The organism is Rhodococcus sp. MS16 (assembly GCF_013277795.1).
Classification (GTDB): Bacteria; Actinomycetota; Actinomycetes; order Mycobacteriales; family Mycobacteriaceae; genus Rhodococcus_F; species Rhodococcus_F globerula.
Window position 1 is genome coordinate 59,950 of the sequence record NZ_VBTM01000026.1, and the last position, 20,677, is coordinate 80,626.

Annotated in this window: 17 protein-coding genes; 3 read left to right on the forward strand and 14 right to left on the reverse strand. The window is 63.0% G+C overall.

What is annotated here, in order from left to right; all coding sequences use genetic code 11:
- Positions 1 to 6: 6 nt before the first annotated feature.
- Both rffA and FEZ60_RS31090 read right to left on the reverse strand, forming a co-directional pair.
- Positions 7 to 1,146 carry a dTDP-4-amino-4,6-dideoxygalactose transaminase gene (gene rffA / locus FEZ60_RS31085; RefSeq protein WP_172937853.1) on the reverse strand — a complete coding sequence of 380 codons (1,140 nt, stop codon included), beginning with the start codon at positions 1,144 to 1,146 and terminating at the stop codon, positions 7 to 9.
- Positions 1,136 to 2,125, reverse strand: a complete 990-nt coding sequence (locus FEZ60_RS31090; RefSeq protein WP_033236544.1) for a glycosyltransferase — start codon at positions 2,123 to 2,125, stop codon at positions 1,136 to 1,138. The genes rffA and FEZ60_RS31090 overlap by 11 nt, the downstream gene beginning before the upstream one ends.
- 173 nt (positions 2,126 to 2,298) lie before the next feature.
- Between FEZ60_RS31090 and FEZ60_RS31095 the strand changes: the two genes are divergently transcribed.
- Entirely contained in the window at positions 2,299 to 4,497 is a 2,199-nt protein-coding gene (locus FEZ60_RS31095) for a hypothetical protein (protein WP_172937854.1), read from the forward strand.
- Positions 4,494 to 4,937 carry a GtrA family protein gene (locus FEZ60_RS31100; RefSeq protein ID WP_033236546.1) on the forward strand — a complete coding sequence of 148 codons (444 nt, stop codon included), beginning with the start codon at positions 4,494 to 4,496 and terminating at the stop codon, positions 4,935 to 4,937. The genes FEZ60_RS31095 and FEZ60_RS31100 overlap by 4 nt, the downstream gene beginning before the upstream one ends.
- Positions 4,938 to 4,959: 22 nt before the next feature.
- Here FEZ60_RS31100 and FEZ60_RS31105 read toward each other — a convergent pair whose 3' ends face one another.
- Positions 4,960 to 5,538: a TetR family transcriptional regulator gene (locus FEZ60_RS31105; RefSeq protein ID WP_172937855.1), complete on the reverse strand. Its 579-nt coding sequence runs from the start codon at positions 5,536 to 5,538 to the stop codon at positions 4,960 to 4,962.
- A gap of 68 nt (positions 5,539 to 5,606) precedes the next feature.
- On the opposite strand from FEZ60_RS31105, the gene FEZ60_RS31110 reads away from it, so the two are divergent.
- On the forward strand, positions 5,607 to 6,182 hold the full coding sequence (locus tag FEZ60_RS31110) for a dihydrofolate reductase family protein (protein WP_172937856.1): 576 nt from the start codon (positions 5,607 to 5,609) through the stop codon (positions 6,180 to 6,182).
- On the opposite strand, the gene trmD is transcribed toward FEZ60_RS31110, so the two are convergent.
- From trmD to smc, 11 genes are all read right to left on the reverse strand, one after another.
- On the reverse strand, positions 6,179 to 6,883 hold the full coding sequence (trmD, locus tag FEZ60_RS31115) for a tRNA (guanosine(37)-N1)-methyltransferase TrmD (RefSeq protein ID WP_033236549.1): 705 nt from the start codon (positions 6,881 to 6,883) through the stop codon (positions 6,179 to 6,181). The genes FEZ60_RS31110 and trmD overlap by 4 nt on opposite strands.
- A gap of 7 nt (positions 6,884 to 6,890) precedes the next feature.
- Positions 6,891 to 7,469 carry a ribosome maturation factor RimM gene (rimM, locus tag FEZ60_RS31120; protein ID WP_172937857.1) on the reverse strand — a complete coding sequence of 193 codons (579 nt, stop codon included), beginning with the start codon at positions 7,467 to 7,469 and terminating at the stop codon, positions 6,891 to 6,893.
- A 15-nt stretch (positions 7,470 to 7,484) separates the two neighbouring features.
- Positions 7,485 to 7,727, reverse strand: a complete 243-nt coding sequence (locus FEZ60_RS31125) for an RNA-binding protein (protein WP_033236551.1) — start codon at positions 7,725 to 7,727, stop codon at positions 7,485 to 7,487.
- Entirely contained in the window at positions 7,724 to 8,194 is a 471-nt protein-coding gene (gene rpsP, locus FEZ60_RS31130; RefSeq protein ID WP_033236552.1) for a 30S ribosomal protein S16, read from the reverse strand. Before rpsP ends, FEZ60_RS31125 begins: the two co-directional genes overlap by 4 nt.
- Positions 8,195 to 8,380: 186 nt before the next feature.
- Positions 8,381 to 9,463 (reverse strand): amidohydrolase family protein, encoded by a 1,083-nt coding sequence (locus tag FEZ60_RS31135; protein WP_172937858.1) that lies wholly within the window; start codon positions 9,461 to 9,463, stop codon positions 8,381 to 8,383.
- A gap of 4 nt (positions 9,464 to 9,467) precedes the next feature.
- On the reverse strand, positions 9,468 to 11,045 hold the full coding sequence (ffh, locus tag FEZ60_RS31140) for a signal recognition particle protein (RefSeq protein ID WP_033236554.1): 1,578 nt from the start codon (positions 11,043 to 11,045) through the stop codon (positions 9,468 to 9,470).
- Positions 11,046 to 11,161: 116 nt separating this feature from the next.
- Positions 11,162 to 13,669 (reverse strand): [protein-PII] uridylyltransferase, encoded by a 2,508-nt coding sequence (locus FEZ60_RS31145; protein WP_092808602.1) that lies wholly within the window; start codon positions 13,667 to 13,669, stop codon positions 11,162 to 11,164.
- Positions 13,659 to 13,997 (reverse strand): P-II family nitrogen regulator, encoded by a 339-nt coding sequence (locus tag FEZ60_RS31150; protein ID WP_033236555.1) that lies wholly within the window; start codon positions 13,995 to 13,997, stop codon positions 13,659 to 13,661. Before FEZ60_RS31150 ends, FEZ60_RS31145 begins: the two co-directional genes overlap by 11 nt.
- A 57-nt stretch (positions 13,998 to 14,054) precedes the next feature.
- The gene (locus FEZ60_RS31155) at positions 14,055 to 15,314 is read right to left on the reverse strand and encodes an ammonium transporter (protein WP_045067926.1); all 1,260 of its coding nucleotides are present in this window, start codon (positions 15,312 to 15,314) and stop codon (positions 14,055 to 14,057) included.
- Between the two features lie 248 nt (positions 15,315 to 15,562).
- The gene (gene ftsY, locus FEZ60_RS31160) at positions 15,563 to 17,038 is read right to left on the reverse strand and encodes a signal recognition particle-docking protein FtsY (RefSeq protein WP_172937859.1); all 1,476 of its coding nucleotides are present in this window, start codon (positions 17,036 to 17,038) and stop codon (positions 15,563 to 15,565) included.
- Between the two features lie 42 nt (positions 17,039 to 17,080).
- Positions 17,081 to 20,665, reverse strand: a complete 3,585-nt coding sequence (gene smc, locus FEZ60_RS31165) for a chromosome segregation protein SMC (RefSeq protein WP_172937860.1) — start codon at positions 20,663 to 20,665, stop codon at positions 17,081 to 17,083.
- Between the last annotated feature and the right edge of the window lie 12 nt (positions 20,666 to 20,677).

Sequence of the window (20,677 nt, forward strand, 5' to 3'; positions counted from 1 at the left end):
TCTTACCTACACGCGATACGACGCCGCAGCATCTACGACGCGGCCCTGCTGGTCGGCTGTGAGCATCGGCCACAGCGGAAGTCGCAGAATCGTGGTCGAGAACTGCAGACTACGAACGCACGGCACAGGTGTGCGGCCGTAGCGCAGTCCGGCCGCACTCGTGTCCAGGGGCACGTAATGAAAGGGTGCCACTACGCCGCGCTCGGCCATGTGCCGGATCATGGCGTCGCGGCTGCGCTCGTTCGGCAGCCGGACATAGAACAGGTGCGCGGGGTGCTCACGATCGTCCGGAACAGTCATCAGTTGAACGTCGTGATTCTTCGCCCAATCGGACAGGTTCTCGCTGTAGTCGTCCCAGACGCGATGACGGCCCGCATGAATCGTGTCGAATTCGGTAAGTTGAGCGTCGAGCACCGCCGCGTTGAGTTCACTGGGTAGATAGCTGGAGCCGATGTCCTGCCACGAGTATTTATCCACCTGACCACGCAGGAAACGAGCACGGTTCGTGCCCTTCTCGCGGATGATCTCGGCGCGCTCCATCAGTGCGTCGTCGGAGAGCAGCAGCGCGCCGCCCTCGCCGCAATGAATGTTCTTGGTGTCGTGGAAACTTTGAGTGCCGACGGTGCCGATGGTGCCGAGTGTTCGGCCCCGCCACGTGCCGCCCAGTCCGTGCGCGTTGTCCTCGATCAACGCAAAGCCGTGTTCCTTCGCGAGTGCCAGCAGCGGTTCCATCTCGGCTGCCACACCGCCGTAGTGCATGACCAGCACGGCTTTGGTGCGCGGTGTGATCGCGTCGGCGACGGCGACCGGATCGATATTGCCGGTTTCCAGATCGATGTCGACGAACACGACGGTTGCTCCGCGCAGCGCGACAGCAGTCGCTGCGGAGCTGAAGGCAAAACTTGGAACGATGACTTCGTCGCCCGGCCCGATCTCCAACAGAAGTGCACCAAGTTCGAGCGCGTGTGTGCACGAGGTTGTCAGCAGGGCGTGCTTGGCGCCGGTGATCGCCTTGATCTTTGCGGTGGACGAGGCGGTGAACGTGCCGTCGCCGTGAATGTGATCCGATTCCAGAACCGTTGCCAGATTGGTCAATTCATTCGCGGCACGGTAGGGCCGACTGAAGATGATGCGGTCAGCGTTCACGTGTGACACCGTCCATTTCAGTTACACCCGGACGTGGTGCATCGACCTTGAGATACAGGGGTTTGCCCACCAGAATATGCAGGGCAACCCCGAGATATTCGGCAATGAGACCAAGCGAGAACAGAATTGCCCCCGAGCAGAGCAGCATCGCCACGATCATCGATGCCCAGCCTTCAGGGTCGTTGTTGTCGCCGGTCACCGCCTGGACGAAGATCACCGCAGCGACCACCACTCCGGCGAGCGCAAGAGTCACGCCGAGCAGGCTGACCAATCGGAGACCCCGGGTTCCGCTGCACAACACCATCTTCCAGAACAGAGAGAACAACCGGCGGTAGTTGTAGCCGGATTCCTCTCGGCCCTCCGCACGTAAGCTAACCGGAACGGTGGCGGTGTTACCCACCACCCAGGTCAGAGCGACGTCGAGGTACGCACCGTTTGCGGCTACCTCCGCCAGTTGTCTCGCGATGTCGCCGCGAACAAGTCTGAAGCTCTCGAATTGCGCCGATGCCGGGAACGCGAACACCGTAGCCAGAACCATCTTTGCGCCCCGCGACGTCACGTTCCGCAAGAATCCGTGGGGGCGGGTATTGACCGGCTTCGAATAGACAAGATCGGCACGTTCTCGCAGTGCGGTGTCGAGAAACGCGCTGATCGACGCCGGGTCATGCTGCCCGTCCTCGTCCATCGTGACAATCCAGTCGCCGCGGGCAGCAGCCATACCGGCAATCGTTGCGGCGTCCTGGCCGTAGTTGCGGCTCAGCCAAATCACCCGTACGTGGTCGAAACGGCGTTCCAACTCGAGAAGGACGACGTCGGAGCGATCTGGCCCGTTGTCATGGACAAGGACGATCTCGTCGACCGAGAATTCGGCACCACCTGCAGTGACACAGGTACCGGTGAGAGTGTTCAGCTCGTCGACCAGCGCGGAAATCGTGCGTTCGCCCTGGTACACAGGCACCACGACGGAGATCGAGTGCACTCGCTTACTGCTCCCTTCGGGAACTCGACGAAGGGTCGAGTGATCAGTGCGACCGGACTCACACCGCCGCGAACTTTAACACGCGCGCGTGTACGACTCTTGTACTTTGCCAACGGTTTACCTGCACGCGTCATGGCTTGATTCCCCCATCCTGTTAAGGTCTGGAACTCGTGGTGGAAACTCGCATTCGCGCCAGAGCTGACGTGTACAAATGGGGTGCCGGTACTGCGGTCGGTGTTATCGCGGGATACATCGCTGTCGTCCTGGCAAATGCACGCCATTTCTACACCGATGACACCGAGTCCCAGTACGCCCCGTTGTGGGTGATGTTGGGCCGAAATCTGCGCGAGGGTCACCTACCAGTCCTGGTGCCGGAGAACTGGATGGCCGGGAACTACGCCATCGAGGAAGCCGGCCTTCTCAACCCACCACAACTGCTGATCGACCTGATAGCGCCGTCCTTCGACAACCTCGCGTTGTACGCAACGCTGGTCAAGCTGATCTTTGCGATCATCCTCGGCCTCGGTGTATTTCGGATCTGCCTCGAATACGGCTCCAAGCCCGCGTGGGCGGCCGTAGCCGGCGTCTCGATTCCCTTCACCGGTTTCCTGCTGTTCTTCGACGAGGCCAGTTGGATGACGGCCTTTACCGGCACCGCCTGGATGGTGCAGGCCTGGGCGTCGGCGATCCGGTACTCCCGCGGCAAGAGCGGTCCGATACCGACGTTTGTGTTCCTGTATCTCGCGATGTCGGTCCAATACGTGTTTCCCGCAGTCGAATCCGGTCTGATGATCGTTGCTGTGGCCATCGGCGAAGTGGCCTACCAACGACGCTGGCTGCCATCGCTGCGGCTCCTCGCAGTCTCCGCGTGTGCCGCGCTGGCGGGCCTCGCAACCTACCTGCCGAGTCTGCTCACCGCCGACGTCACCTGGCGCGGCGCATCCGAGGTCAAGAACGACGCCTTCCTCGCCGTACCGTGGTCGGAATCCCTCAACGCCAGCCTGCCGAGCACGATGCCCGCGTTCGTTTCGTGGTGGGGTTACATCCAGACCATGCCGATGGTCTACATCGCCTGGTTCCTGATTCCTGCGCTTGCATTCATCGACTGGGGCAAAGCTCGCGGCGCCGCACGAGAACTGACGGCCGTCGGAATTTTCACGGTGGCAGTACTCATGTGGACTGCCGGACCCAGCACCATCGGCCCCCTCCGCTGGCCCGCTCGGGTGCTCCCGATGGTGGCGATCGGACTGCTACTTCTGGTGTGCATCCTGCTCGGGCGCTACGCCACCACCGACAACTGGCGTCGCCGCGGCGCGGCCGCCGGAATCCTGGTGGGCTTACTCCTGATCCGCTCGGCGTCGGCTGCACCCAGCCTCCTGGAATGGCACGTGATCTCGGCCGTCGCCGTCGCTGCTCTCGGCGCCGCGATGGTCTGGCTCGGCCGAACGAAGGGAACGGCCGCGGCCTGCATCCTCGCTATTGCCGCAGTCTCCCCCATCGCTTACGCCCAGGTGCGCGCCGCGCAACCGACACCGATGAGCTGGAACCTGCCGGAGTCGCGCTCGGACATGAAAGCAGCTTTCCCCGACTTCGACGGAACAACACTGCAACTCGCCGATCGCGCGCTCATCGCCCCCGACCAACGCACCCTCGACGGCGCATACGGCTCACTGGCTTTCGGAAACTATCCGAAAGATCTGGAACTCACCTACACCAGCGGTTACACCCCCAACGGGCACTACTACTTCGGCAATCTCCTGTGCATGCGGTGGGACATGAGCGTGTGCCCTGACGCGTTCGCACGGGTCTTCGCAGTCGAACCCGAAACCGGCCGCACTCTGGTCGATCTCATGAACGTGGACCGCGTGGTTCTGCAGAACGCGTTGTATCCCGATGCTCGTAACCAGCCGGCCCCCGACGGCTGGAAATGGGTCGACTACCCCGGCCACGACAACTACATCTCTGTACTCGAACGCGTCGACGGCCCGGTCTCCACCCGCAACGGCCGAATCTCGCACACCGAAGGGGTGGAAGCGACGTCGGTCGCCGAGACGAACATGTCGAGCACTCTTCGCGTCAGCTCGAGCGGCGGCGGGAAGGTCGTCTTCGCCCGTCTCGGCTGGCCTGGCTACCGCGCCACCTTGAACGGTGAGTCTGTTCCCATCGATGTTGTTGCGAAGTCCTTTGTCAACGTGGATGTTCCAGCCGGAACAAAGGACGCGGAACTTGTCCTCACCTGGCGTCCGCCGGGATGGAAGATCGGCGGCGCGTCGATGGTCGCCGGAATTCTCGGCCTCGGCGTACTCGAATGGATGTATCTGCGCGGCCGTCGACGCGACCGGATCGACGACGCAACGAACAACGCATCGTGAGCGAGGACACCGCCCCGGTTGCCGACCCAGGCCCGCTGCTGCGAATCGTGAAACATCAGCCCATCGCATTTGCCGTTGTGGGAGTGGCGAATACAGCCATCGGATACGGGCTGTTCGTCATCTGGATGCTCGCATTGGGCAACGACAACCTCTACCCGGTCGCGCTGATCGGTTCCTACAGCATCAGCGTCCTGATCGCGTTTGTGCTGCACCGAACTCTGGTCTTCCGCGTCCGGGGTCACCTCGCCCGCGACCTCGGGGCGTTTATCGTCGTCAATTCCGGTGGGCTGGTACTGAATCTGATCCTGGGGACTTTTGCGGTGTCGGTTCTCCATGCACCACCACTACCGGCACAGGCAGTGGTGATGCTGATTGTGGCAGGCGTGAGTTTTCTGGGGCATCGATACTTCTCGTTCCGGCGCAGCACCGACAACCACTGACCTGTTATCGATCACTGACCTGCTACCGCTGTGGCGGCAAGGCCCGATCCACCGCCGCCTCGACAAGGGCTCGAATGTCTTCTTCGCCGAACAGATCCGGCAGGGTGAGCCGATCGAGAACCAGCCAGTTCAACGACATGTAGAGCAGTCGAACGGTCATCGCATCACCTGGCACTCCCGAGGCCAGATGGTTGGCGACGTTGAGTTCGAAGTCTTCTCGGATGCGGACCGTCAGAACCGTTCGAAGATCAGGCCGACGCGTCGCCTCGAGGCGCAGCTCCATCAATGCGAGGAATCCGGTCCCGAATGAGGTGACCCGCTCGACCACGTCGAGCATGAGCGTCACCAGGCGATCACGATCGGTGCCGTTGACGGGATCGATCATCCCTTCGAGGTCGTCCGGTATCAGTCGCTCGTAGATCCGGCCACCGGCTTGGGTGAGTAGGTCGTCGCGATTTGCGAAGTAGTTCGACGCAGTTCCGTTCGGCACGGCGGCCTGCGTATCGACGGCTCGAAATGTCAAGCCTCTAGCGCCCTCTCGCGCCAGCACCTCGATTGCCGCATCGATCAGCGCCAGCCGGCGTTCCGGGTTTTTTCGCACTTGACACCGCTCCTGTCACGACCCTAAATTAAACCACTACAAACAGAGTACTACGAACGGAGTTGTACATGCGCAAGCTTGTGTACTACGTCGGAACAACGCTGGACGGATACATCGCAGGCCCCGGAGGAGAGTTCGATTTCTTTCCGCTCTCCGATCAGATGACCGCGTCGATGAACGAGCGTTACCCGGAAACCGTACCCACGCACATCCGGCCCCACGTCGGGATGGGCAACCCACCGAACAGAGTTTTCGACACCGTCCTCATGGGCCGCGGTTCCTACGAGCCCGCACGAAGCGTCGGTATGAGCAGTCCATACGCGCACCTTCGGCAATACGTCGTATCGACAACACTCCCTGATATCGACGATCCGGCAGTCAACCTGGTGCGCACTGACCCGGTAACGAAGATCAAGGAACTCAAAGCCCAAGAAGGACAAGATATCTGGCTGTGCGGCGGCGGAGTACTTGCCGGGGAACTGCTACCGGAGATCGACGAATTGATCATCAAAAGGTACCCGGTCATCGTGGGTGCGGGGATACCGATGATCGCCGGTACATTCGAGCCGATACTTTTCACGCCCACGGCCAGTGAAGTCTTCGACAACGGCGCGAGCGTCACCTGGCTGAAGCGAAACAGCTAGGGCAGCAGATCCGGACGACGCTCGGCGGTGCGCTGCAGCGACTGCTCATGGCGCCATGCCTTGATCTTTGCGTGATCGCCGGACAGCAGAACAGGCGGAACTTCGAGGTCGCGCCAGACCGCCGGGCGGGTGTAGCTCGGCCCTTCGAGAAGACCGTCGGAGAACGAATCCTCTTGGTGCGACAGCTGATTGCCGAGCACACCGGGCATCAAGCGAACTACTGCCTCCACCATCACCAGTACGGCAGCCTCGCCGCCGATCAGGACGTAATCGCCGATGCTGACTTCTTCGACGCGAACCCGCTTGGCCGCGTCATCGAAGACTCGTTGATCGATGCCCTCGTACCGGCCGCAGGCAAACACAAGATGTTGCGCCTTCGACCAACGATGCGCTGTTGCCTGGGTAAAGGGAACACCGGCGGGAGTCGGCACCACCAAAATGGTGTCGGCATCATCCGGGCCGGAAGAATCGGAGCGGCCGAGGACGTCGTCGAGCGCGGGACCCCACACGGTGGGTTTCATGACCATGCCAGGTCCCCCGCCGTACGGGGAATCGTCGACGGCCTTGTGTACGTCATGGGTCCACGAACGCAGATCATGGACGTCAACCGAGATCAAGCCGCGTTCGATTGCCTTGCCCAGCAAGGCGGCACGAAGCGGTTCGAGGTACTCGGGAAAAATGGTGACTACGTCAAGACGCATGAATCGATCAGTCGCTATCGGAGTTCGACTTGTCGCTGTCGCTGTTCGACTTGTCACCGAAGTCAGGGTCCAGCAACCCCTCGGGAGGCGTGATCTCAACCAGGCCGTCGGCAATCGACACCTTGGTCACGATGGCGGCGACAAATGGGATCAACAACTCGCCCGATGCCTCACCGGTGCGGCGAATGGAAAGCAATTCGCCTGCGGCAGAGTGCAATACCTCGATCACAGAACCCACCTCGGTACCGTCGGCCAGAACGACCTTCAGTCCTTCGAGTTCGTGATCGTAGAACTCGTCCGGATCGTCGGACGGTTCGAGTTCACTGCTGTCGATGACAAACAACGTGCCACGCAAGGCATCTGCCTCGCCGCGATCGTTGACGCCTTCGAGACGCAGCAGGAGCCGCCCGGAATGATCCCGGGCGGCTTCTACTGTGTAGGACTTGCTAGTGGACTCGCGTGGCTTATGCCCACGCAGCACAGTTCCAACGGCAAAGCGCTCTTCGGGTTCGTCAGTACGAACCTCTACGACCAGTTCACCTTTGATGCCATGCGACTTCGCGACACGACCGACGACGAGTTCCACTTGAATTACTGCCGTCTACTGATCGGTGTCGACGACGTCGACGCGAATGCCACGGCCACCGATACCGGAGACCAGGGTGCGCAGAGCGGTCGCGGTGCGGCCGCCCCTGCCGATGACCTTGCCGAGATCGTCGGGGTGCACGTGCACCTCGACGGTACGTCCACGGCGTCCGGTCATCAGTTCGACGCGTACGTCGTCAGGATTGGCGACAATGCCGCGAACCAAATGCTCTACCGCATCAGCGACGACGGCACTCACTTGTCAGCAGCCTCGGCGTCTGCAGCGGGAGCCTCGGCGTCGGCTGCGGCGTCGTCTGCCTTGGCCTCGTCTGCCTTGGCAGCCTTCTTCTTCTTGGGGGTGATTGCTTCTGCAACCGGCTCGTTCTCGGCCTGCGCGAGTGCAGCCTGGAACAGTTCGAGCTTGGAGGGCTTGGCTTCCTTGACACGCAGGGTGCCTTCGGTGCCCGGGAGGCCCTTGAACTTCTGCCAGTCACCGGTGATCTTGAGGAGAGCCTCGACGGGCTCGGTGGGCTGTGCGCCCACGGACAGCCAGTACTGAGCGCGCTCGGAATCGATGTCGATCAGCGACGGCTCTTCCTTGGGGTGGTACTTGCCGATGGTCTCGATCGCACGGCCGTCACGACGGGTGCGGGAGTCGGCGATGACAACGCGGTACTGAGCGTTGCGGATCTTGCCGAGGCGGGTGAGCTTGATCTTGACAGCCATGGCTGCGGTACTCCTTCAGCGCGCACAACAGTGCGGCGCGTGTCACGTGCAATTCAGCAACCCCCACGAATTTGGGGGCCCGGTTTTGCCTCTAACCTGTGACCGTCGCAGCGGTACGTAACCGTTTGCGACGAACAGTCGTCCATTGTGCCAGATGCCTACTTGTGGATGAAATCCAGGCAAGCGTTATCGGGCGATTACATTGCCGCGAAGCACCACGTGAGCGGGCTTCGCCAGCACAGCGGTGTTTCCCCGCGGATCTTCGTCGAATACCACCAGGTCAGCGGGCGCACCCTCGACCAATCCGGATCCACCCAGCCACGTCCGGGCGTCCCAGCAGGCTGCACCGAGCGCGTCGTGTGACGACATCCCGGCGATCTGGAGTTCAGCCACCTCGTCGGCGATCCGGCCGTGCAGGATCGATCCTCCGGCATCAGTGCCGGCGTAGATCGGGATACCGGCGTCGTGCGCCGCACCGATCGTCCGATGGCGCCGCGAGTGGAGATCGCGCATGTGGGCCGCGTAGATCGGGTACCGCGTCGCGGAGTCGGCGATTCCGGGGAATGTCGCGATGTTGATCAGTGTCGGCACCAGCGCGGTGCCGTGAGCAACCATCATCTCGATGGTCTCGTCGGTCAATCCGGTGCCGTGCTCGATGCAGTCGATACCGGCGTTGATCAGGCCGGGAAGTGCGTCCTCGGCAAAAACGTGGGCCGTGACCTTGGCGCCTTCAGCGTGAGCCGCCGCAATAGCTTCAACCAGGATCTTGTCGCTCCACAGGGGCGCGAGGTCGCCGACAGAGCGGTCGATCCAGTCGCCGACGAGCTTGACCCACCCGTCACCGGCCCTGGCTTGGCGCACGACCTCGGCAGGCAACTGCGATTCGTCGTCAAGATCGACCGGCAACCCCGGGATGTAGCGCTTGGGCGCAGCGATGTGCTGACCCGCACGGATGATCCGGGGAAGATCGGCCCGCTCATCGACGAATCGGGTATCGACGGGTGATCCCGCGTCACGCAACAGCAGTACACCGGCGTCGCGCTCGGTCTGTGCCTGAGCGATCAAACCGTCGACGGTCTCGCCGCCGCCCCCGCCGAAGCGAATACCGACATGGCAATGCGCGTCGACAAGACCGGGAGTGATCCACCCAGCATCGACAATCGTCTCGGCGCCTGCGACCGGTTCGAAGGTGATCCTGCCGTCGACAATCCACAGTTCGATGGGCGCAGCATCGGGCAGACCGATGCCGCGCAGATGGAGGGCGCTCACGGGCTTACTTCTTGGGCAGCTTGAGCTGCGACAGGTCGATGCCTTCGAGTCCGGGTGGCAACTGGTCGAGTCCCTTGGGCATGTTCGACAGGTCGGGCATTCCGGCAGGCATGCCACCGGGCATACCCGGGAATCCGCCCATGCCGGGGAATCCTCCGCGCATCTTGGGCTGCGTCGGACCCTTGCCGCCCTTCTTGCCCTTCTTGCCCTTCTTGCTGCGCACCTGCTTGCGGGCGCCGGGCATGCCCATGCGACCGGCCATGGCGGCCATCATCTTTCGGGCCTCGAAGAACCGGTCCACCAACTGGTTGACGTCGGAGACCTTGACACCCGAACCGTTTGCGATGCGCAGACGACGGGACGCGTTGATGATCTTGGGGTCTTCACGCTCGGCGGGCGTCATACCGCGGATGATCGCCTGGATGCGGTCGAGTTGCTTCTCGTCGACGTTGGCCAGCGCGTCCTTCATTCCGCCTGCGCCTGGCAGCATGCCGAGAAGGTTGCCGATCGGGCCCATCTTGCGGACAGCCATCATCTGATCGAGGAAATCCTCGAGCGTCAGCTGGCCGGAGCCGATCTTGGCGGCGGTTGCTTCAGCCTGCTCGGCGTCGAAGACCTGCTCGGCCTGCTCGATCAGGCTCAGGACATCGCCCATGCCGAGGATGCGGCTGGCCATACGGTCCGGGTGGAAGACGTCGAAGTCTTCGAGCTTCTCGCCCGTCGACGCGAACAGAATCGGCTGGCCCGTGATCTCACGAACGCTGAGCGCGGCGCCACCACGGGCGTCGCCGTCGAGCTTGGTGAGGACAACACCGGTGAAGCCGACACCCTCACGGAACGCCTCGGCCGTGCTGACCGCGTCCTGACCGATCATCGAGTCGAGAACAAAAATTGTCTCGTCCGGGTTGACGGCGTCACGAATACCGGCAGCCTGCTCCATCAGATCTGCGTCGATGCCGAGTCGGCCGGCGGTGTCGACGATGACCACGTCGTACTGCTTGTTGCGCGCCTCTTCGACGCCGGCTCGGGCTACCTCGACGGGGTCGGCAGCGGAGACGCCGAGAGCGTTCTCGCCGCCGCCGATGGACGTACCCGGGTGCGGCGCGAAGACGGCGGCACCGGCGCGTTCGCCGACGATCTGCAGCTGTGTGACGGCGCCGGGACGCTGCAGGTCACACGCAACCAGAAGTGGAGTGTGGCCCTGATCCTTGAGCCACTTGGCCAGCTTGCCGGCGAGGGTGGTCTTACCGGAACCCTGCAGACCGGCCAGCATGATGACTGTCGGGGGGTTCTTGGCGAACTGCAACCGACGAGTTTCGCCGCCGAGGATCTGAACAAGTTCCTCGTTGACGATCTTGACGACCTGCTGCGCCGGGTTGAGAGCACCGGACACCTCGGCGCCCTTAGCGCGTTCCTTGATCTTGGCGATGAAGCTGCGCACGACGGGCAGCGCAACGTCGGCCTCGAGAAGTGCGAGGCGGATCTCACGGGCGGTCGCGTCGATATCGGCGCCGGACAGACGACCCTTACCACGCAGATCCTTGAGAGATCCGGTCAATCTGTCGGAAAGGGATTCGAACACCGAGTGCGCTCCTGAAGGTCGTGCGAGTTTGCCGTGGATATTCTCGGGCACCAGCCTAGCCGCTACGTCCGCATCGATCCCAGCCGATGCGGACGTAACCGCTTTCAGGCGTGTCGCTACTGCGGCTTTTTCTCCGGCTGCGGCAGCGGCACAACACTCAGAACGGCGGCCTCGACGCGCTCACGACTGGCCCGCGAATCTGCCCCACCGAAGTCGAGGCAGAACGAGTCGATGACAGACGAGCCCAGGGTCGCGACTTTTGCCCACCTGATGTCGGCGCCGCTGCGTTCGAGAGCTGCGGCCAGACGACACAGCAATCCGACGCGATCCTCGGTACGTACTTCGAGGATCGCCTGACCCTCACCAGGCGAATCGAACCAGATCACCCGCGGCGGTGCCTGTGCGTACAGGACCGGGATCGCCGAACTCTTGCTCAGCGCAATCGGATCTTCCCACTGCTGCGCCCGAGTTTCCTCTTCCTTGGCATCGAGTAGCTCTAGCAGGTTCAGCTCGCCCTCGGATGCACGGATCAACTCCTGTCGCAGCAGCGCGGCTTGCGGCGGCGCCCCGAAACGCGGAGTCACGACAAAGGAGTTGACTGCAGATCCCGCGTGGGCGCCCAGCGAAGCCGAATGCACGCGAAGCGACGACAACGCAAGAATCCCCGCGGCCCGTGACAACAGGCCGGGTGCATCCGGAGCAATGACCGTGACGACATACGTATGCGCGTTCTCGGCCGGAGACAACGACACGTGAACACCGCCGTCCTCGGCGATGGACAACTGCTCGGGATCGAGCGGATCCGGAGCGGGCAGATCCTCCCCCGCCATCAGCAAGCGGCATCGACGCACCAGTTCGCCGATCAACGACGATTTCCAATCACCCCACACACCCGGACCCGTTGCCAGAGAATCCGCTTCGGCGAGTGCATGAAGAAGGTCGAGCAGCGTTCCGTCACCGCCCAGTGAATCGACGACCCCCTGCACCGTCGCCGGATCGTCCAGATCGCGTCGCGTCGCCGTTTCCGGCAACAACAGGTGATATCGGACCATCGCGGACAGCATTGCGACGTCGGAAGGCCAGAGCCCCAACCTGTTTCCGATTGCCGTGGCCAGTTCCGCGCCGACCACACTGTGATCGCCGCCGCGCCCCTTTCCGATGTCGTGAATCAAGGCTCCGAGCATCAGCAGATCCGGACGCGCGACCCGCGTCGTGAATCCGCTTGCGTATGCGGCGGTTTCGACGAGGTGCCGATCGACCGTCCAGGTATGGACGGCGTCACGCGGAGGCAGATCCCGGATCGTGCCCCACTCCGGCAACAGTCGCCCCCACAATCCGGTGCGATCAAGAGCTTCGATGACCGGCACCGCCCGAGAACCCGACCCCAACAACACCAGAAGATCGTTGACCGCGTTCTTGGGCCACGGCTCGCGCAGTTCAGGAGCGTTGTCCGCCAAACGATTGAGCGTCGACGCCGAGATCGGCATCCCACCGGTTGCGGCAGCCGCCGCAACGCGCATGATCAACCCTGAGTCCTTCTTGGGCCGAGCATCGCGCGCCAGCACGACTTCTCCGGCATGCTCTACGACACCCTCGTCCAGAGGATGACGCACCGGAGGCCGCCGGAGCCGCGACAACCCACGCTTGGGCAAAGAGTTTCCGGCAGTACGGATTCCGACGTCCACCGAATAGCTGATAATGCGCGCCGATTCGCTGAGCAGGCGAGCCAGATCGAATCGATCACCGATCCGCAGGGCGGCGCCGATCTCGTCGGCGTCCTGCGCCCGCAGCTGATCCCGCGGCCGACCGGCCACCCGGTGCAACTCCGTGCGTACGTCGAGCAGTCGCCGGTGCGCCAGTGCCAGACCGCCGCCAGGCGAATTGGGACCGAGCCCCGGCATGCCGTCCGTCAACTGAGCGATGGACAGGGCATTGAGCAACTGCACGTCGCGCAGTCCCCCGCGCCCGCTCTTGAGATCCGGCTCGGCTCGATGGGCGATCTCGCCGCTGCTCGCCCACCGCGACTGGGTCTGCGCGATCAAATCGTCGAACCGCGAGCGAATGTCCATCCGCCATTGGCGTCGCACACCGCTGATCAGCAAATTGGTGAGTTCCATGTCGCCGGCAATGTGGCGAGCTTCCAGCATGCCAAGCGACGCGGTGATATCGGTTGCCGCAACCTGCAAGGCCTGCGGCAGCGTCCGCACGCTGTGGTCGAGCTTGATGTGCGCGTCCCACAAGGGGTACCAGAGGCGTTCCGCCACCTGAGCCACCACGGCGGGGTCCATATCGTCGTGCAGCAGAATCAGATCGAGATCGGAATAGGGCAGCAATTCGCGTCGGCCCAGCCCACCGACAGCAACAATCGCAAATCCGCAGTCGGGCTTGATTCCCAATTCGGCGCCCTTGGTGGTCAGCCAGAACTCGTGGAGATCAACCAGTGCGTGTCGCAGCGAAGGTGCGTCGAGCCGACGATTCTTGGGTCCACCGTCGAGTAGTGCCTTGCGTGCGCGGGCCAGGTCCGCGGCTTCATCGGATCCCCCTGACGAGACCGGCCCTGGCCCCGTCGCCTTAGCGACGGAACCAGGGCCGAAGTTCCCGGACCCATTCGGGTCAGAGTGCATCGCCACCACGTTCTCCGGTACGAACCCGGATGACCGACTCGACCGGCGAGACCCAGACCTTGCCGTCACCGATCTTGCCGGTGCGCGCAGCCTCTACGATCACCTCGACCACCTTGTCGACAGCCGCGTCGTCGATCACGACCTCCACCCGAACCTTCGGTACGAAGTCCACGGAGTACTCCGCGCCTCGGTACACCTCGGTGTGGCCCTTCTGACGACCGTAACCCTGAACTTCACTGACAGTCATACCCAGCACCCCGGCCTGCTCGAGCGCGGTTTTGACGTCCTCGAGCGTGAACGGCTTGACGATTGCTGTGATCAGCTTCATGTGCTCATCCCTTTCCCAACTCTGAAGTGCTGCGATTTCACTTTAATCACGTGCTGATCACGCGAGGTCGTATGCGGTCTCTGCGTGTTGGGTCTCGTCGATTCCACGAGCCTCGTCCTCGGCCGAGATGCGCCATCCGAGGGGCTTGAGTGCGTAGCCGATGATCGCGGTGAGAACACCGGTGAAGACAAGAGCGACAACTGCAATCACGATCTGAACCACCAACTGCTTGTAGTCACCGCCGTAGAAGAGACCGGTCGACGTACCGAAGAATCCGATACCGATCGTGCCCCACAGGCCGGAGACGAGGTGAACACCGACAACGTCGAGCGAATCGTCGAAGCCGAAGCGGAACTTCAGGCCGACGGCCAGAGCGGAGAGAATGCCGGCAATTGCGCCGAGGAAGATCGAACCGACCGGGTTCAGTGCGCCAGCTGCCGGGGTGATGGCAACAAGACCGGCAACGGCACCGGAAGCAGCACCGAGGCTGGTGGCATGTCCGTCACGGATACGCTCCGTGAGCAACCAAGCGAGGATTGCAGCGGCGGTAGCGGTGGTGGTGTTGACCCAGGCGAGACCGGCAAAACCGTCGGCAGCAAAAGCGGAACCGGCGTTGAAGCCGAACCAACCGAACCAGAGCAGAGCCGCACCGAGCATGACGAGCGGCAGGTTGTGCGGACGGAACGCGGTCTTGCCGAAGCCTGCGCGCTTGCCGACGATCAGAGCGAGAACCAGAGCGGCCATACCGGCGTTGATGTGAACGACTGTGCCACCGGCGAAGTCGATCGGCGGGACTGCGGCAACGAGGCCGCCGTCACCGTCATCGGTGGTGCCGAAGATCTTTGCGGCGATGCCGTCCTCGGAACCCGAGAGCAATCCGCCACCCCACACCATGTGAGCGAGCGGGAAGTAGACAACCGTGACCCAGATGCCCGAGAACAGCATCCACGTACCGAACTTCACGCGCTCGGCCAACGCACCGCTGATAAGTGCGGTCGTGATGATGGCGAACGTCACCTGGAAGGCGATGTCGATGACATTGGGGTAGCCCCACGCACCGGCGATGAAGTTACCGTCCGCGTCGGTGATGCTGTCCTTGAGTCCGAAGAACTCGAAGGGATTCGCGAAGATGCCACCGATGTTCTCGGTGCCGTAGGACATGGACCATCCCCACAGCACGTAGATGACACCGATGACGGCCATCGAACCGAAGGACATCATCATCATGTTGAGCACGGACTTGGACCGAGACATGCCGCCGTAGAAGAACGCGACACCCGGTGTCATCAGCAGAACCAGTGATGCGGCCATCAGCATCCATGCGGCGTTACCGGAGTTCGCCAACAAATCGTCGGTACTCACTTACTACCTCCTAGTCGCACGTGCCGGGTGGCACGTCGTTGAGTAGAAGACTGCTGGGCTGGTGTTTCGTCCGTGGCGCGCTTACGTTTCGCGGACGTGAACCAATTACCCAACTTTGTTGCAAGTAAGTTTCATACTGGGATTCTTCGAATCCCTGTGCGCCTTTTCGGTAGTGGGCACTACCGAAAAGGCGCACGGGGGCGCTAGCCCAACAGTGCGTCGACAAACGCTCCCGGTTCGAACGGAGCCAGGTCGTCAGCGCCCTCACCGAGGCCGACAAGCTTCACCGGAACCCCGAGTTCATGCTGAACCTGGAAGACGATTCCGCCCTTCGCCGTACCGTCCAACTTGGTCAGAACAACACCGGTGATATCGACAACTTCGGCAAACACGCGGGCCTGAGCGAGACCGTTCTGCCCCACGGTGGCGTCGAGAACCAGAAGAACGTCGTCGACCGACGCCTTCTTCTCGATCACACGCTTGACCTTGCCGAGCTCGTCCATCAAACCGGTCTTGGTGTGCAAGCGGCCGGCGGTGTCGATCAGAACGACGTCGACGCCCTCCTCGATGCCACGAGTAACGGCGTCGAAGGAAATAGCAGCGGGATCGCCGCCTTCCTTTCCGCGAACAACCTCAGCGCCGACGCGCTCGGCCCACGTCTGCAGCTGATCGGCCGCAGCAGCACGGAACGTGTCAGCGGCACCAAGAAGCACCCGTCGCCCGTCAGCGACCAATACGCGGGCCAGCTTGCCCGTCGTGGTGGTCTTGCCGGTTCCGTTCACACCGACGACAAGCAGAACCGCCGGATGGTTGTCGTGCGGAAGCGCCCGGATCGAGCGATCCAGTTCCGGACGAAGCTCCGCGACGAGTACCTCACGCAGCAAAGCGCGAGCCTCCGCCTCGGTCCGAACACTGCGGGCTGCCATCTGCGCCCGCAGCGTGGCAACAATCTTTTCCGTCGTCGCAGAACCGAGGTCCGCGATCAACAGGGTGTCCTCGACCTCTTCCCACGAATCCTCGTCCAGGTCGCCACCACCGAGCAGACCGAGCAAGCTCTTGCCGACTGCCGACTGTGAACGAGACAGTCGACCGCGCAGGCGATCAAGTCGGCCTTCGGTCGGTTCGATCTCGTCGAGAACCCGAGGGGCGGGCTCGACCGGAGCAACAGGAGCCGTCTCGACGACAGGAGCCTCGACGACCGGCTCTTCGACAACCGGCGCTTCAACGACCGGCTCTTCAACGACCGGTTCCTCGACGACGGGCGCCTCGACAACCGGCTTTTCAACCACCGGCTCTTCGACGACGGGCGCCTCAACGACCGGCTCTTCAACAACTGGTTCCTCAACAACAGGAGCTTCGACAACCGGCTCTACAACAACGGGCGGCGCCGGTTCCGGCTCAACCGGCTTCTCCGGAACTGGCTTCTCCGGAACTGGCGGCTTTGCCGGCGGGGCCGGTGCCGGCGGTGGCGCCGTTGCCGTCGATCCCTCACTGAAGTTGAACCCGCCGCCGGCTTTGTAGCCGCCCGACTTGTCCTTCTCCGGTGCACCGAGCTCCGGCTTCGTCTCGGGCGCCTTCAACGACACCTGGCGGCTGCGGTAGCGCAGGAAACCCGCCACAAGAGCAATAAGTACTACGGCCGCGACAGCCGCGATGATGATCCAAGCCTGGGTAGTCACCGGCTCATTGTTTCAGGCTCGGCAACAGAAAGTGACCAAGGCTTACCGAACGGCGAGGTCTTGCCCTCGCAATCGCTGGGAAATGACAGTCGTGATGCCGTCGCCGCGCATGCTCACTCCGTAGAGAGCATCCGCGATTTCCATGGTGGGTTTCTGGTGCGTGATCACGATCAACTGCGATTTTTCCCGCAGCTGTTCGAAGAGCCCGATGAGGCGGCGCAGGTTGGTGTCGTCGAGAGCGGCTTCGACTTCGTCCATGACGTAGAACGGTGACGGCCGGGCCCGGAAGATCGCGACGAGCATGGCCACCGCTGTCAAGGATTTCTCTCCACCCGAGAGCAAGGAGAGCCGTTTGACCTTCTTTCCCGGTGGTCGCGCTTCGACCTCGATGCCGGTGGTGAGCATGTCCGACGGGTCGGTCAGGACAAGTCGGCCTTCGCCGCCGGGGAACAGTGTCTCGAAGACCCCTACGAACTCACGGGCGACGTCGGTGTAGGCCTCGGTGAACACCTGCAAGATCCGGGCGTCGACGTCGGCGACCACCGCGAGGAGATCCTTGCGCGCTGTTTTGACGTCTTCGAGTTGAGTGGAGAGAAATGTGTACCGCTCTTCGAGTGCGGCAAATTCTTCGAGCGCCAGCGGATTGACCTTGCCCAGAGTTGCGAGGTCTTTCTCGGCCCGCTTGGCCCGACGCTCCTGCGTGGCGCGGTCGTACGGAGCGGGCGCCGGAGCGGTGACCTGCTCGCCGCGCGCCTTGGCTTCTTCGTACTCCGCCAACTCGAGAGCCGTCGGCGGCAATTCGACGTCGGGGCCGTACTCCGCGATCAGATCGTCGAGTCCGATTCCGTACTGCTCGAGAATGGACTCTTCCAATTGCTCGATGCGCATTGCTGCCTGTGCCTTGGCAACTTCGTCGCGGTGAACGGCATCGGTCAGCGATGCGAGCTGCCCGTTCAGCGCCTTGACGATCTCTCGAACCTGGTCGAGCTTGGCGACGCATTCGGTACGGGCGCGCGCCAGGTCGTCGCGATGAGCAACCGCTGCCGCCAAGACGGTCTCGAGTTCGCTCACCACTCGCAGACCGGATTCTGCGACTGCCGCAGCCACGGCGGCCGCATGTGCCCGTGCCCGCAACGCGTGTTCTGCCCGCACCCTCGCCTCGCGTTCGGCGGCTGCCGCACGGCGCAGCGAATCAGCTTTTCCGCGAACGGATTCGGCGCGTTCCTCGGCAGTGCGTACGGTCAGTCGCGCATCCATTTCGACGATGCGTACTTCCGCGAGCGCTGCCGCCGCCATTTCCCGGTCGGTGGCGGTTGATTCCGGTTCCCCGGCTTCGAGCCCGCCGTTGTCCTCCGCGTGGCGCAGGCGTTCCTCCAGTTCGGTCAGCGCAGTGAGAGATTCGACTCGACGGGCTTCGGCGCGACTGCGGTGCAACGTCAGTCGCTCCGACTCTTCGTGCGCGACGCGCACCGCCTGACCGAGTCGGCCCAACTGTTCGTAGATCGCGGAGATCGCCGCATCGGATTCGTTGAGTGCGGCAAGAGTCTGTTCTGCGGTTTCCTGCCGGATTGCCTGTTCAGACAGGGCGCCGGCCAAAGCTGCATCCAACTCTTCGGCCCGCAATTGTGTCTGCACCAACTCGGCTGCGGATGCGTCGATGGACGCTTGGGTTTCCAGCGTGCTCGGGCGTCGATCGGAACCGCCGACGAACCACCCCCGGCCGTGTAGGTTCCCGGAGCGGTCGACGGCCCGAATCATGCTGTGTTCAGCCACAACTCGTATCGCCTCGTCAAGGGTGTCGACCAAGACCACGTCGCCCAGGAGAGCGTCGAGTCCCGCTCGCAGTTCGTCCGCGCACTCGATGACGTCGACGGCCCGGCGAATGCCAGGACCGAGGTCGACCGGAGCGGACACGTCGTTCGGCCCGTGGACAATCAACGCCGCCTGCCCACCGTCGTGTTCGGCCAATGCCGATACCGCAGATCGTGCGACGTCACTCGACTGCGCGACAACAGCATCCGCGGCCGGCCCCATCGCAGCGGCAATTGCACTCTCGTAGCCCGGCGTCACCCGAATCATGTCGGCCAGCGCGCCGGTGACGCCGTCGTGGCGCTCCAGAAGCCACCCCGCACCGTCCTTGCGGGCCAAACCGATCGAGAGCGCTTCGATACGAGCGGTCAGCGACGCGATGCGCTGTCCGCTCGATTTCTCTTCGGCGCGCAACTCGGCAACCCGCGCATCGACGATCGTGAGCGCTTCGACGGCGCGCTCGTGATTGGTGTCGAGACCGACCTCGCCGGCATCGAGGTCACCGATACTTTCCTGCACCGTCTCGAACTCGGCTTCTGCGTCATTCCCGCGGCGTCGGGATTCGTCGATCGATTCGGTGAGCCGCGCAACTTCGGCGTCCGCGGATTCGACGCGCGTTCGTAGGGTGTCTACCTGCCCGGACAGTCGAGCGAGCCCCTCGCGGCGATCGGCCACAGCGCGTACCTCGGCCATGTGTGCCCGTTCCGCTTCTGCCGCAGCGTCTTCCGTTGCCGCCAATTGTTCGCGCGCCGCCTCGGCCGCAGCACGAGCAATCTCGACGCCTTCGATCAACTCGGCTTCCTCAGCCGCCATTCGCTCGGCCCGCGCCTCCATCTCGTCGGGATCCTGGCCACGCACGCCAACCGGTTCGGAGTCGAGGTGACGCGCACGCTCACGTGCGATACGCACCGTGGCGTTGACTCGTTCCGCCAGCGCCGACAACTGGAACCACGTCTGCGCCGCGGCTTCTGCGCCGGGCGTCAGGCGGGCCAGTGCTTGCTCCTGGCGCCCGAGTTCGAGGTTGGCCTCGTCGAGCGCGGCGGTCACCTGATTGTGTTGCTCGCGCGCAACCTTCTCGTCCTGCGCTTGATCCTGCAGGGCATTGCGCCGGGTCACGAGATCATCTGCGGCCAAACGCATCTTGGCATCACGCAGATCTGCCTGCACAGTCTGGGCGCGCCTGGCAACCTCGGCCTGACGACCGAGTGGCTTGAGTTGGCGTCGCAATTCCGCGGTGAGATCGCTCAACCGGGCGAGATTGGCCTGCATGGAATCGAGCTTGCGTACCGCTTTTTCCTTGCGGCGCCGGTGTTTCAGCACGCCGGCCGCTTCCTCGATGAATGCGCGGCGATCCTCCGGCCGCGATTCCAGGATCGCGGCGAGCCTGCCCTGGCCGACGATGACGTGCATTTCGCGCCCGATACCGGAGTCGCTGAGTAGTTCCTGGACGTCCATCAACCGGCACGACGAGCCGTTGATCTCGTACTCCCCTGCGCCGTCACGGAACATTCGCCGCGTGATCGACACCTCGGTGTAGTCGATCGGAAGAGCGCCGTCGGAATTGTCGATGGTCAAGGTCACTTCGGCGCGGCCGAGCGGAGCCCGCCCGGAGGTTCCGGCAAAGATGACGTCTTCCATTTTTCCGCCGCGCAATGCCTTGGCGCCCTGCTCACCCATGACCCAGGACAGCGCGTCGACGACATTCGATTTTCCGGAACCGTTAGGGCCGACCACGCAGGTGATGCCGGGTTCGAATCGCAGAGTCGTTGCCGACGCAAAAGACTTGAAGCCTTTGAGCGTCAGACTCTTGAGATGCATGCGGAGAACTTT